The 12,862-nt window shown below is 62.3% G+C and carries 14 protein-coding genes; 11 read left to right on the forward strand and 3 right to left on the reverse strand.

The features are described 5' to 3' along the window. Positions 1 to 28 precede the first annotated feature (28 nt). The 4 genes from efp to thiE all read left to right on the forward strand — a co-directional run bounded on the left by efp (position 29) and on the right by thiE (position 3,191). Positions 29 to 589: an elongation factor P gene (gene efp, locus EPO61_14355; GenBank protein ID TAJ07147.1), complete on the forward strand. Its 561-nt coding sequence runs from the start codon at positions 29 to 31 to the stop codon at positions 587 to 589. A 122-nt stretch (positions 590 to 711) separates the two neighbouring features. After that, positions 712 to 1,158: an acetyl-CoA carboxylase biotin carboxyl carrier protein gene (accB, locus tag EPO61_14360; GenBank protein TAJ07440.1), complete on the forward strand. Its 447-nt coding sequence runs from the start codon at positions 712 to 714 to the stop codon at positions 1,156 to 1,158. Between the two features lie 24 nt (positions 1,159 to 1,182). Beyond that, complete coding sequence (gene accC / locus EPO61_14365; protein TAJ07148.1) at positions 1,183 to 2,544, forward strand: acetyl-CoA carboxylase biotin carboxylase subunit; 1,362 nt, start codon at positions 1,183 to 1,185, stop codon at positions 2,542 to 2,544. 53 nt (positions 2,545 to 2,597) lie between these two features. Beyond that, positions 2,598 to 3,191, forward strand: coding sequence for a thiamine phosphate synthase (gene thiE, locus EPO61_14370; GenBank protein TAJ07441.1), 594 nt, complete (start codon positions 2,598 to 2,600; stop codon positions 3,189 to 3,191). Here the strand turns inward: thiE and bioD are convergent. Then, on the reverse strand, positions 3,172 to 3,936 hold the full coding sequence (gene bioD, locus EPO61_14375; protein ID TAJ07149.1) for a dethiobiotin synthase: 765 nt from the start codon (positions 3,934 to 3,936) through the stop codon (positions 3,172 to 3,174). The two genes, thiE and bioD, sit on opposite strands and share 20 nt — an antisense overlap. A 16-nt stretch (positions 3,937 to 3,952) precedes the next feature. Continuing rightward, positions 3,953 to 4,708, reverse strand: coding sequence for an SDR family oxidoreductase (locus EPO61_14380; GenBank protein TAJ07150.1), 756 nt, complete (start codon positions 4,706 to 4,708; stop codon positions 3,953 to 3,955). A 168-nt stretch (positions 4,709 to 4,876) separates the two neighbouring features. Between EPO61_14380 and EPO61_14385 the strand changes: the two genes are divergently transcribed. After that, a complete protein-coding gene (locus EPO61_14385; protein TAJ07151.1) occupies positions 4,877 to 5,662 on the forward strand; it encodes a hypothetical protein in 786 nt (261 codons plus the stop codon). A 1-nt stretch (position 5,663) separates the two neighbouring features. Here EPO61_14385 and EPO61_14390 read toward each other — a convergent pair whose 3' ends face one another. Continuing rightward, positions 5,664 to 8,630 (reverse strand): aldehyde dehydrogenase family protein, encoded by a 2,967-nt coding sequence (locus EPO61_14390; GenBank protein TAJ07152.1) that lies wholly within the window; start codon positions 8,628 to 8,630, stop codon positions 5,664 to 5,666. A gap of 165 nt (positions 8,631 to 8,795) precedes the next feature. Between EPO61_14390 and EPO61_14395 the strand changes: the two genes are divergently transcribed. The 6 genes from EPO61_14395 (at position 8,796) to lipA (ending at position 12,836) form a co-directional block, all read left to right on the forward strand. Then, positions 8,796 to 9,614: an acyl-CoA desaturase gene (locus EPO61_14395; GenBank protein TAJ07442.1), complete on the forward strand. Its 819-nt coding sequence runs from the start codon at positions 8,796 to 8,798 to the stop codon at positions 9,612 to 9,614. A 343-nt stretch (positions 9,615 to 9,957) separates the two neighbouring features. Continuing rightward, positions 9,958 to 10,848 carry an ATP-binding protein gene (locus tag EPO61_14400; GenBank protein ID TAJ07153.1) on the forward strand — a complete coding sequence of 297 codons (891 nt, stop codon included), beginning with the start codon at positions 9,958 to 9,960 and terminating at the stop codon, positions 10,846 to 10,848. 25 nt (positions 10,849 to 10,873) lie between these two features. Then, a complete protein-coding gene (locus EPO61_14405) occupies positions 10,874 to 11,179 on the forward strand; it encodes a non-heme iron oxygenase ferredoxin subunit (GenBank protein ID TAJ07154.1) in 306 nt (101 codons plus the stop codon). A 12-nt stretch (positions 11,180 to 11,191) separates the two neighbouring features. Beyond that, a complete protein-coding gene (locus EPO61_14410) occupies positions 11,192 to 11,554 on the forward strand; it encodes a hypothetical protein (protein ID TAJ07155.1) in 363 nt (120 codons plus the stop codon). Positions 11,555 to 11,571: 17 nt separating this feature from the next. Continuing rightward, positions 11,572 to 11,937, forward strand: a complete 366-nt coding sequence (locus EPO61_14415) for a hypothetical protein (protein ID TAJ07156.1) — start codon at positions 11,572 to 11,574, stop codon at positions 11,935 to 11,937. Continuing rightward, positions 11,934 to 12,836 carry a lipoyl synthase gene (gene lipA / locus EPO61_14420; GenBank protein TAJ07157.1) on the forward strand — a complete coding sequence of 301 codons (903 nt, stop codon included), beginning with the start codon at positions 11,934 to 11,936 and terminating at the stop codon, positions 12,834 to 12,836. The genes EPO61_14415 and lipA overlap by 4 nt, the downstream gene beginning before the upstream one ends. Positions 12,837 to 12,862: the final 26 nt, after the last annotated feature.

Raw genomic sequence — 12,862 nt, forward strand, 5'->3', positions numbered from 1 at the left:
ACGCTAAGGAAGAAAGGGGTTCTGACTCGTGATTTCAACCGCAGATTTTCGCAACGGGACCAGGCTGATGGTGGAAGGCGACCCGTACTACATCGTCGAGTTCCAGCACGTGAAGCCGGGCAAAGGGGGCGCGTTTGTCCGCACCAAGCTGAAAAGCTACAAGACCAACAACATTCTCGATCGGACCTTTCGCTCGGGCGAACGGTTCGAGGAGCCGGACCTGGAAGAGCGGGAAATGCAGTTTTTGTATGCCGCCGGCGATTCGTACACCTTCATGGACACCGAGTCCTTCGAGCAGTTTACCTATGAGAAGAAGCAACTCGGCGAGAACGCAGACCTGCTCAAAGAGAACATGATCTCCAAGATCCTGGTGTACGAACACCGGCCGATCGCCGTGGAACTGCCCATCTTCATTGAACTGAAAGTGGTGGACGGCGAACCGGGCGTGCGCGGCGATACGGCCTCCGGCGGAAACAAGCCCGTCATCGTGGAGACCGGTGCCGTCATCAAAGTGCCCCTGTACCTGGAAATCGGCGAGGTGATCAAGATCGACACCCGAACCAGGGAATACGTGGAGCGCGTCAGGTGAAGAAGCCACAACCGCACCGCCAGCCGAAACGAAACCCGACCCGCACCAAAGCCGCGAAGCCGGAGGCCCGCACGCCGCGCGCCGCCGGTTCGCAGGATATTTCCAGGGCGCAGCGGAACCACATCGCGCAACTGGTCGAGCTGCTGAAGGAGCATAACCTGACCGAACTGGAGTTGGAACGGGACGGCGTCAGAGTCCGAGTGCGCCGGGATTTCTTTCCGTCCGCCGGCCAGCCGATCTCCTGGGAGAACGCCTCGGCCGGTCAAGTCGCGCAACCGGAGCCCAGCGCCGAGCCGACTCCGACGGCGGAAGTCGCCGGGGGCATCACGGTCACCTCGCCGATCGTCGGCACCTTTTACCGGTCGCCGTCCCCGGACGCCGACCCCTATGTGAGCGAGGGGGACCTGGTCAAGAAGGGCCAGGTGCTCTGCATCGTGGAAGCCATGAAACTCATGAACGAGATCGAATCGGAGATGGACGGCCGGATCGTCAAAATCCTGGCTGAGAGCACAAAGCCCGTCGAATACGGGCAGCCGCTGTTTCTGATCGCGCCCGCGTCAGCGTCATAAGAAGACCACCCCGCAGGAGTCTCCGTGTTTAAGAAAGTGCTCGTCGCCAATCGAGGGGAAATCGCCCTCCGGGTCATTCGGGCCTGCCAAGAGCTTGGGATCCAGACCGTCGCGATCCATTCCGAGGCGGATGCAGCCTCGGTGCACGTGCGGACAGCGGACGAACATGTCTGCGTCGGCCCGGCCGAGAGCGCGCTCAGCTACCGGAACATTCCCAACGTGCTCAGCGCCGCCGAGATTACCGGTGCCGATGCGATCCATCCCGGGTATGGATTTCTGGCTGAAAACGCGCATTTTGCGGAAGTCTGCGAATCCATCGGCGTGAAATTTATCGGACCCACTTCAGAAAACATCGCCATGATGGGGGACAAGGCCAAGGCGCGGGAACTCATGATCCGCCGCGGCATTCCGGTCCTTCCCGGCAGCCCGGGCGAACTCCACAGCGAAAGCGACGCGCTGGAGGCCGCCCGCAAGATCGGGTTTCCGGTCATCATCAAGGCGTCCGCCGGCGGGGGCGGCCGCGGCATGCGCGTGGTCAACAAGGAAGAGGAAGTGGTCCGGGCCTTTCAGACGGCGCAAGCCGAAGCCAAGTCCACCTTCGGCAACGAGGGCGTCTATCTCGAACGGTACTTTCTGGAGCCTCGCCACATTGAAGTCCAGATCCTGGCCGACGAGCGGGGCCGCGTGGTCTTCCTGGGAGAACGGGACTGCTCGATCCAGCGCCGTTACCAAAAGCTGGTTGAAGAAACCCCGTCCCCGGCCGTGGATGACCGGTTGCGCCGGGAGATGGGCCGCGTCGCCGTCGAAGCCATCAAAGCCGCCCACTATCGCAACGCCGGCACCGTCGAATTTCTGCTGGACAAGGACCAGAACTTCTACTTTATGGAGGTCAACGCCAGAATCCAGGTCGAACATCCGGTGACGGAAATGGTCACGGGCATCGACCTGATCAAGGAGCAGATCCGGATCGCGGCGGGCTTGCCCTTGGCCTTCCGGCAACAGGACATCAAGCTGTCCGGCCACAGCTTCGAATGCCGGATCAACGCGGAAGATCCGGAGAAGTTCACCCCCTGTCCCGGCCCGATCTTCCGCTACCATCAGCCCGGCGGGATCGGCGTCCGGGTGGATTCGGCCATGGAAGCCAACAGTACCGTGGTGCCTCACTATGATTCGTTGATCGCCAAACTGATCACCCACGGGCAGGATCGCGACGAAGCCATGGCGCGCATGCGCCGGGCGCTGGGCGAGTTTGTGATCGAGGGGATCAAGACCACGATCCCGCTGCACCGCCGGATTTTCAGCGACGCGGAATTCCAAAAAGGCCGGGTCTCGACCAGTTACCTCGAACGCTTCCTCGCCAACCATCCGGTCAACCCTGCGCACTGACTCAGGTGGCTGCGCATCCAACCCGTTCGTCTCCGCTCAAGGGCCTCTACGTCATCCTCGACCCGATCGCCTCCGGCAGCAAGCCCCCGGAGGAATTGCTGCGCGAGGCGGCCTCCGCCGGCGTGCGCTTGTTTCAATACCGCAACAAGACGGATTCCGCCCTGACCGTCTATCGTCAGGCCTTGCACCTCCGCCAAGTGGCCGCCGACGTGCAGGCCCTGTTCATCATCAACGATCGCTGCGATCTGGCCCTGGCGGTCGAAGCGGACGGCGTCCACCTGGGCCAGGACGACCTTCCAGTGCCCCTCGCCAGATCCCTCATGGGACCGGACAAGTTGATCGGCATCTCCACCCACCGAGAGGCGGATGTTCAATCAGCCATAGCCGGAGGAGCCGACTATCTGGGTTTCGGCCCGATCTTTTCCACGGCCAGCAAACGGGACCATGAGCCGGTGGTCGGGCTCGAAGAGCTGCGCCGAATCAGAACCCTGACCAGGTTGCCGATCTTCGCCATCGGAGGGATCACGGCAAACAACGTCGCAGCCGTTGTCGAGGCGGGAGCGGATGGAGTCGCGGTGATTTCAGCTCTGGCACAAGCTGCCGACGTGCCTGCGGCCGTTCGGGCCTTCAGAGCCCATCTCGGCTGACGAGGTCGGCCAGCGTTTCGATGCCCGGATCGCGGGACAGTTCCGACACACCCACATCCCCCCCTCCGGCCAGGCCCGCCAGGTAGGGGAGAGGCCCAATCACGGGGACGCCGCTCCGTTCCTTCAGCAAGGCGACCGTCGAGGCCGCTTGCAGATCTTCATCCAAGGCTGCCTGATACGGAATCTGTTGGTTCAGCACCAGGGCCAGCACGGGAATCTTTCGCGCCCGCAAGGCTTCGAGCGTCAGCAGCGCGTGGTTGACGCCGCCGAGCGCGCAGCGGCCCACGAGCACGACCGGCAAGGCCAATCGCTCGATCAGATCCCGCATGTCTTCACGGTCGGTGAGCGGCACACAAAGGCCGCCCGCCCCCTCGATCAGCACGGCACGATAGCGAGCCGCCAACCGTCCATAGGCTTCCACGATGCGGTCCAGACTGATGACCGCTCCGACTTGTCTGGCGGCGGCCAGCGGCGCGATGGGGGCAGAGAACTGATAGAGGCTCAGGAAAGCGCCGGGATCGTCGCCGGCCAAGCAAGTAAGAAACCGTTCCGCATCGGATGGCCCGGCAGAGCCTGCTTCATAACCGGTTTCAACCGGCTTCAGAACACCAACCGAGAGCCCTCGACGCTTTAAACAGACAACCAGCGCGGCCGTAACCACCGTCTTGCCGACACCCGTATCCGTTCCGGTCACAAAGCAGCTGCCGGACGATAGGGGAGAGGCGCTGCGCGGAAGACCCGTCATGATCTGAAGCCTGCCATCAGAGGATGCGACTGTCCAGATTCCAAATTTGACCCGAGGCGGCGGGCAGCAGGGCCAGATGATAGATGGAGCGAGCGACCGACTCCACGTCCGTCAACCGACCCAGCACATGCTCGTTCACGCCCATTGCCTCCTTGATGCCCGATTCTTCCGGCATGGCCGAGCCGGTCAGATTCGACCGGTGCCAACCGGGACAGACGGCATTGACTCGGACGTTGTCGGCGCCCCATTCGCGCGCCGCGCTTTTGACGAGACCCAACAGACCCGCCTTGGCCGCCGCATAGGCCGCCTGCCCGGTCGTCCCTTGCAAAGCCGAGAAGGAAGCGACGACCAACACGGAGCCTCCCTGCTGTCGAACCATGACGGGACCGGCAGCCTGCAGACAGTGAAACGTCCCGGTGAGGTTCGTCTCGATCGTATCCGTCCACTGCTCCACGCTGGTCTTGAGCACCAACCCGTTGCCGGCCTGCCCCGCATTGCAGATGAGCACGTCCAGGCGCCCCCAACGGGAGAGGAACGCATCGACCATGGCCCGCACCGGCTTGGCCTCTCGGATGTCGGCTTGCAGGCAGCAGGCAGTCCCTCCGCTCTCGACAACCGTCGCCGCGGTACGTTCCGCCTCTTCTCGTCTTGTTCGGTAGTGCACTCCGACGTTCCACCGGGCACGGCCGAATTCCACACAGAGGGCCCTGCCGATGACGCCGGAGCCGCCGGTGACCAGCACGGAGGAGGGCGTGGAAGACTCTCTTCCCATCAGATCGTTCTCTGCGGTGAATGTGTCCGAGCGTCACCCACGATGGCATTATCGTGAATTGGCCCGAGAAAACACAAGGAGGCACAGCCGGTGGCGCGTGCTTCAGCCTTGCTCGATTTCCCGCACTTGTGCTACCGTGTCGCGCCAATGTATCCAACAGGAGTTGCCATGCCCCATGTCCCCTTCAAACCGGCCCTCATAACCATGGCAGCCGTGGGGCTACTGTTTCTAGGCCATCCGGCCCTTCCCCTCGCTGCCGGCGCCGAGCCTGAAACCATCGCCCATGCCGACGAATACTTCCCCGACGCGCCGGGCAGCCGTTGGAAGTACCGGGGTTATGTGGAAGAGGGGCCTCTCCAGAAAATAGCCGGCAAGGGGTTTGTCAACGTGTCGACCGTCCAGGGGGTCGAAAATCTGAAAGGCGTCACCGTCAAAGTCTTTCACGATACGAATCCCGGCGACCACGGCCCCAGCGACAGTTACTACCGACGGGACGCAGTCGGGATCGTCTACTACGGGTCCCAACCGGGCACCCCGCTCGAAAAGCAATTGGTGCCCTATCAGATTGTCCGCTTCCCGCTGGTCATCCCGTCCTCGTTTCAGCAATTCGATCGGAAGGGCGTGACGCTCGGCGCAGATCTGGACGGGGACGAGCAGGAGGAACGAGTGGACGCCGAGGCCAGCGTGCACGTGCTTGGCAAAGACACCATCTCCGTCCCGGCCGGCACGTATCAGGACACCATCCGTATCGAGGCCCGGATGCGGATGCAAATTACCCTCTCAGGGAGCGGGAGGAAGGTCTACGGCACCGACGTGATGACCGCCTGGTTTGCCAGGGGAGTGGGGCTGGTCAAGTACGTGGAGCGGCAGGAACTCCCGCCGGTCAAGACGGACCAGGGCTTCATCACCGAGATCATGGAAGAACTCGAAGAAGTGGTGATCGGAACCCGGTAGTTCAGTCCGCGGGAGCAAACCCGCGGCGCAGGGTGTTTTCACTGGTCACCCGCATGACCATGAATTGATTCAAGTAGCCTTGCCCTCCCGTCTTCGCCCCCACGCCGGACAAACGATGCCCGCCGAACGGCTGGCGGCCCACCAGCGCCCCCGTGATGGGGCGATTGATGTAGAGATTGCCGACATCGAACGACTCCGCCGCCAGACGGATATTGACGGGGCTCCGTGAATAGACGCCGCCGGTCAAGGCATAGGGCGAATCATTGGCCAGGGTAAGCGCTTCGCCGAAATCCCGCGCCTTCAACACGGCCAGAACCGGGCCGAAAATCTCTTCCTGTGCCAGCCGTCCGCCGGGGGGCACATCGGCAAACACGACCGGCCCGACAAAATATCCTTCGCGTTCCACCTGCCGTTCCAGCACCAGTCGCCCTTCGCGCTTCCCGATCTGAATGTACTCACGCACCGTGGCGCAAGCCCGCTCATCGATCAGCGGCCCCATCCTGGTCCCCGGGTCTTCCGGATCGCCGATCGGCAGGCTGAGGACCGTATCCGCCAGCCGCTGCAGGAAGGACTCGTAGATTGCTTCATGGACGATGGCCCGCGAACAGGCTGAGCACTTCTGCCCTTGGTAGCCGGTAAAGGAGTCAACGACCCCCGTCACCGCCTCGTCAAGATCCGCCGTCTCGTCCACAATGATCGCGTTCTTGCCCCCCATCTCCGCGATAACGTGTTTGAGGCCCTGCCGTCCAGGCTCGACGGAGACCGCCTGGGCCAGGATCGAGAGTCCGACATCCTTCGACCCGGTAAACGCAATCATCCGCACATCCGGATGGCCGACCAACGTCCGCCCGACATCCGGCCCGCCGGGCATGAATTGCAAGACGCCGCTCGGCAGCCCGGCTTCGGCAAACACCTCCATCAACAGATGCCCGACCCGAGGCGACCGTTCCGACGGTTTGAACAGGACCGGATTGCCCGTCACCAGCGCGGCGCTGACCATGCCGGTCGGGATCGCCAGCGGGAAATTCCAGGGAGCCAGCACGGCGGTCGCTCCGCGCGGCGCATAGAGCACCTGGTTCTGCTCGCCCGGCGCCTGCCCCACGCATTGGGACTCAACGAGTCGCTGCATGTCTCGCGCATAAAATTCGAGAAAGTCGATGGCCTCCGCCACATCCGCATCCGCTTCACGCCAGGGCTTCCCCGTTTCGAAAATCTCCCAGGCTGCCAACTCCAGGCGCCGACGGCGCATAATTTCGGCAGCCTTGACCAGGTACGCCGCCCGTTCCGAGGGCGACACGGTCCGCCACGCAGGCCACTGTTCCTGCGCGACATGGACCAACGACGCGACGTCGCCTGGCGCAACTGTCGGCATCCGGCAAATGATTTCCTGCGGCCGAGCGGGATTCCGCGAAACCAATTCGGGTCCGGATGGAACCGGACCGGCATCCGGCCATCGGGCCAGAGGCTTGTCCAGCAGGGCGCGGACGGAAGCCAGGGCCTCGGCCATCGCAGCCCTGGCCGACGCCAGGGAGAAGTCCGTATGGGGTTCGTTCTCAAACCGGTCTACACGTTCAATCCGCTGATCCATTGGCGGTGGGGCGGGGGAAGCCAGCAGCAAATCCACCGAAGCAGCTTCGGCATATTCTTTGCGCAAAAACGATTCATTGGAGGTATTTTCAAGAAGGCGTCGCACCAAGTAGGCCATGCCGGGAAGAAACTCTCCGACCGGGGTGTAGAGCCGGACGCGACGTCCTTCCGCCACCACGGCATTCTGGAGCGGTTCCGCCATGCCGAAGATCATCTGGTACTCGCAGGCTTCGGGAGGCAGCCCGGTTGCGTCCGCCAGGGCCTGCGCATAAGCCAGGCTGCGGAGGTTATGCGTCCCAAACGAAGGCCGGATATGATCCGCATGGTGGATCAACAACCGGCTCATCGCTTCGTAATTGGCATCCGTCTCGGCCTTGTGCCGGAACAGGGGGACCGGCCAGCCCCGCTGTCGGTAACGAACCATGTCGGAATCCCAATAAGCGCCCTTGACCAATCGTACCCCCACCGGCGCCGTACGCTTGCCGGCCCACTGAATCAGGGCCTCCAAATCATGGACAGACTCGGTCAGGTAGGCCTGCAAGGCAATGCTCCCATAAGGGTACTGCCGATAGGCCTCTTCGGAGAGCAGGCGCATAAATATCATCAGCGTCAGATCCTTGAGCTCCGCCTGCTCCATGTCGAACGTAAGACCGGCCGGCAGCCGGACCGCCAGGTCCAGGATCGGGCGCAGCCGCGCGGCAACCGACGCAAAACCGCCCTCCGGATCGATGGGGTCCAGATGGGAATAGAGCGCGGAGAGTTTCACCGAGAGGTTGACGCGCGGCAGGGGGCCCAAGTGATCCTGTTCGAGGCGTGAAGAGGAAGGCCAGTCACCGGCAGCTCGCCCCAGCCACGTCAACGCATCGAGGCAGCGGTCTCGATAGTGATCCGCCTCCTTCTCGCTGACCGTGGCTTCTCCCAAGAGATCCACGGAAAAACCCCGCCCGTCCTTCCACAGACCGGCCAGCACCGGTACCGCATCCCGTACCGAGTCGCCGGCAATGAAGGTGCGCGCCATCTGTTCGATGCGCTTGCGGAGCGACCTGGCGCTGAGCCTCGCGCCCAACTTGCTTGCCGACACAGCCTGCACCCCCCACTGCAGGGGATTGGCGCCGCTCTGCAGGCCGGCAAAATACTCCTCCGCCAGTCTCGCCACCTGTGCATCGCTGTTCAACGAAGGCAACACGTCAACGAAGCGGAAGAGCTGCACCTTGAACGTCTCGTTGCGCATGCACCAATCCAGCAGGCTGCTCGACCACCAGCGACGGTCGAAGAGCGACGGCACATGGCCGGCCGATTGCGCGGCCAGCATCCGGCCAATGCGTCCGGTGGCCGCCTCCACGTCCCGGTCACTGAGTTCTCTGCGATGCGTCCCGGTCACCGAAACCTCACGACTGTTTTCTGTCTCCAAGTATACACCCTCGAAAGTTTCCCTTGAAAACTATGAATGATTCCGCTAGGCTACGCCCGCCTTGCAGGAATACACCAGAGAGGAATGACTTCGGAGGCCGGACAAACACGGGGAGGAAGCCTGGTGAACAAACCCATGCCGAAGACAGACTACCCCTGCATCGTCCTCTTTAGCGTCATCACCGTCGCCACCCTCGTTGGCGTCCCGCTCTTCGCCTGGACCTACGGCTTCACCAAACTGGACTGGATCATGTTTGCCATCCTATACATGGCCAGCGGCCTGGGCATCACGGTCGGCTACCATCGGTTGATCTCGCACCGAAGCTTCGACTGCCCCAATTGGGTCAAGGCCTGCTTCCTGATCGCTGGCGGCTGGGCATTGGAGAACTCCGCGCTGCGCTGGTGCTCGGACCATATCCGCCACCATGCGCGCTGCGACCAGGAAGAAGATCCCTATAACGCGCTCAAGGGGTTCTGGCACAGTCACTGCGGTTGGATTTTCATCAAGTCCCCCTACCGGGACGAAAAATACGAGACCAAGCTGCGCAAAGACCCGTTGATCATGTGGCAACACCGGTACTATCTGCCGATCATGCTCTCCGGCCTGCTGCTGCCCTTCGTCGTCGGACTTGCGCATGGGGGCTGGATCGGCGGGCTGAGCTGCTTTCTGCTGGCCGGAGTCTGCCGGACCTTCCTGGTCCTGAACTCCACCTTCTGCATCAATTCGATCTGCCACATGTGGGGCTCCCAGCCGCACGGGACGGACGATAGCAGCAGGGACAGTTGGTGGATTTCGTTGCTCACCTTCGGCGAGGGCTATCACAACTACCACCATGCCCACCTGCGGGATTATCGCAACGGCCCCAAGTGGTACAATTTCGACCCCTCCAAATGGCTCATCTTCACTTTGTCCAAACTGAGGCTGGCCTCGAATCTACAGCGCTACCAAGCCTAGCAGGCTGTTGAAAAAGTCCGCCAGCTTTGTTCTCGCGTCGCTCAGGGACTCAACGTACCGCACAGAGTACGCCTCGCCCCTTCGCTGGCTGCGGCCTCGCTGGACGGCCTTTTTGACCATCCTGCGGGAGGTTCTCATATCATCCCAAGCCATCGAACGATTGGTGCCTGAGTGGCTCCAAAATAGTTTTCAACAGTCGGCTAGGTCTTTTCCCCCTCCTATTACCGGCCCAATAGCCCCTTGTCTGAATCAGACGGGGGGGCGTATCATGACCCAGTGAACAGTCCGTGCCAGGCGCGTCAGACGACGCCCGGCACCATGACGAGGGTAGGAGGCTGATTCCATGGCAGATACAAGCGCGGGACAGACAGCGCAAGCAGGGGGGCCGAGCAAACAGGACTTGATCCCCGACGTGAAGCACGTCATTGCGGTCAGCAGCGGCAAGGGCGGCGTGGGCAAGTCCACGGTCGCCGCCAATCTGGCCGTGGCCCTGGCCCAATCGGGGGCGAAAGTCGGGCTCATGGATGCCGACATCTACGGCCCCAACATTCCGATGATGATGGGGGTGCCGAAGCCGCCCGAGCAGCAAGACGGCAAGATCAAGCCGGCCGAGAGCCACGGCGTCAAAATCATCTCGATGGGCTTCTTCGTGCCGGAAGAGACGGCGGTCGTCTGGCGGGGCCCCATGATCCACACGGCCATCCAGCAGTTCTTCAGGGACGTGACCTGGGGGACCCTGGATTACCTGTTGGTGGACCTGCCGCCCGGCACGGGAGACGCCCAGCTCACCATCTCGCAGTTGGTGCCCCTCTCCGGCGCGATCACGGTGACGACCCCCCAGGAGGTGGCGCTCCACGACGTACGGAAGGGCATGATGATGTTCCAGAAGGTCAACGTGCCGTTGCTGGGCATCATCGAGAACATGAGCTTTTTCGTCTGCGGCCATTGCGGGGAACGAACCGAAATCTTTTCGACCGGCGGGGGAGAGCGGGCGGCCCAAAAACTGGGCATTCCCTTTCTCGGACGGGTCCCGATTGATCCGGCGATCCGCGCCGGCGGCGACTCAGGCATGCCGATCGTCGTGGCCGATCCGGCTTCGCCGCAGGCGGCGGCCTTCCGTGAGATCGCGGCCAAACTGGCCGCCCAGTTCACGGAAAGGGGGGGCGGAGACCAGCCGTCCAACCCGATCGAACGGATGTTGAATAAGCTCAAGCGACCGGCCGGGTCGAATTAGACCCGCAACGATAAAGGAGAAGATCATGGCGGAATTCGTGCGAGTGGCGGGAGCGGGAGATGTCAAAGCCGGCACCGGCATCACGGTTGAAGCAAACGGCCAAGCCATCGCCCTGTTCAACGTGGACGGGACCTTTTACGCAATCGACAACACCTGCGTGCATCGGGGCGGGCCTTTGGGAGAAGGCGAGCTGACCGGCGACACCGTCGCCTGTCCCTGGCATGGCTGGGAATACAACGTCAAAGACGGCAAGTGCTCCACCAGCCCCTCGGCTTGCGTCAAGACCTATGAAGTGAAAGTCGAAGGGCAGGACATAAAGGTTCTCTTGTAAAGGAGACCCACCATGGCCACCTCCACCCATATCGACACGACGGAAACCTTCGTGCGGCTCTACGTCTTCCTCAGCCAATATCTGGACCGTTGCCGTGACGAGGCGGCCCGCCGGTCGTTTCCCGAAGCGGAACTGCAGGCCCATCTGTCCGCGACCAAGGCCAAGATGCTGGACATCATGGCAGTCAACCGGGTGGTCAAAGAGAAAGTCTCACAGGAATGTGCCCGCATCCTGGCTCTGGGCGAGACCTGTCTGAAACAGGGGGGAGCAACCGCCTCGGTCGTGGAAGAGGTGAAGCGGGAACGGGCAATTCTCCAGAACAAGACCATCGCCCTAAGCGACCTCCTGGCGGTCTTTCGCGCGGCAGGCAATTAACCCGGCGGGACTGGGTCGTGCCGGAGCAGACCATCGAGAAGCACCAACTGGCCGGGGTGGACGAGCGGGATCGTGGATTCAACCGGCTGGTCGAGATCGAACCGACTGACGGGGGTCCTCGCGCTATCCTCCGGTATGAGGCGATGCTGATCGTGACCCCTCCCTGCCACACCGAATCTGCTTCGCTCGACCATCTGATCGGCCTGTTACATAGCCGAGGCTACAGGCAGCTCCGCAGCCGGCTCAGTTTCCAAGGGACGGCCTATCTGGGCACGCAGAAGGACTGGATCGAATATCCAGACCCGGAGCAGCCAAGCCTCGTCACGGTCCTCCTACAACGGTTGCGGCAGATGTTCGGGTTCGACCGGAAGGGAACCGCATGACCTTCGTCCCGCTACAGCAGATAGGCAAGTCGGAGGGAACGTCCCGGCCCAGCCAGGAACGCCAGCGACTTCCGCCCTGGTTCAAAGTCCGGCTCAGCCAGGGGCCTGACTATCGGGAGATCCGCCAGACGATGGACCGGCTGGGGCTGCACACGATCTGCGAAGAGGCCCGTTGCCCGAATGTCTGGGAATGTTGGAACAACCGGACCGCTACGTTCCTGATTCTGGGCGACATCTGCACCAGGCGTTGCCACTACTGCGCCGTGACGACCGGCCGGCCGTTTGAACTGGACCGGGAGGAACCGTTACGAGTCGCGGAAGCGGTCCAGGCCCTGGGCTTGCGCCATGCCGTCATCACCTCCGTGAACCGGGACGAACTGCCGGACGGGGGAGCGGCGATCTTTGCCGAAACCATCAGACACATCCGCCGGCTGATTCCAAGCTGTGCCGTGGAAGTGCTGATTCCGGACTTCGAGGGCAACGAGGAGGCCCTGGCTTCCGTGGTGGCGGAACGGCCGGACATCCTGAACCACAATATCGAAACCGTCGCTCGCCTCTTCCCTTCCATCCGCCCGCAGGGCAAGTATGCCCGGTCAATCGAGTTATTGGATTGGGCTAAGAGGCTCGGCGCGCGCACCAAATCAGGCCTGATCGTCGGGATGGGCGAGACTACCGAGGAAATCCGAGAAGTGATGCAGGACCTCCGAACGGCTCAGTGCGATATCCTGACCATCGGGCAATATCTCCAACCCAGCAAGGACCATCTGCCCGTGGCTCGTTTCTACCACCCGGACGAGTTTGCGGCCTTCAAAACCGAAGGGCTGGCCCTCGGCTTCAGCCATGTCGAGTCCGGGCCGCTCGTCCGAAGCTCTTATCATGCTGAGCAGCAGATCCAGTGAACTTACTGACAACATGATTTCCTAGA

The organism is Nitrospirota bacterium, from assembly GCA_004296885.1.
Taxonomy (GTDB): Bacteria; Nitrospirota; Nitrospiria; order Nitrospirales; family Nitrospiraceae; genus SYGV01.

Bases quoted from the DNA above. Each gene is read 5' to 3' on its own strand.
- bioD (TAJ07149.1), bottom strand. From the start codon at position 3,936: ATGACGGGTCTTCCGCGCAGCGCCTCTCCCCTATCGTCCGGCAGCTGC.
- EPO61_14380 (TAJ07150.1), bottom strand. From the start codon at position 4,708: ATGGGAAGAGAGTCTTCCACGCCCTCCTCCGTGCTGGTCACCGGCGGC.
- EPO61_14385 (TAJ07151.1), top strand. From the start codon at position 4,877: ATGCCCCATGTCCCCTTCAAACCGGCCCTCATAACCATGGCAGCCGTG.
- EPO61_14395 (TAJ07442.1), top strand. From the start codon at position 8,796: ATGCCGAAGACAGACTACCCCTGCATCGTCCTCTTTAGCGTCATCACC.
- EPO61_14400 (TAJ07153.1), top strand. From the start codon at position 9,958: ATGGCAGATACAAGCGCGGGACAGACAGCGCAAGCAGGGGGGCCGAGC.
- EPO61_14405 (TAJ07154.1), top strand. From the start codon at position 10,874: ATGGCGGAATTCGTGCGAGTGGCGGGAGCGGGAGATGTCAAAGCCGGC.
- EPO61_14410 (TAJ07155.1), top strand. From the start codon at position 11,192: ATGGCCACCTCCACCCATATCGACACGACGGAAACCTTCGTGCGGCTC.
- lipA (TAJ07157.1), top strand. From the start codon at position 11,934: ATGACCTTCGTCCCGCTACAGCAGATAGGCAAGTCGGAGGGAACGTCC.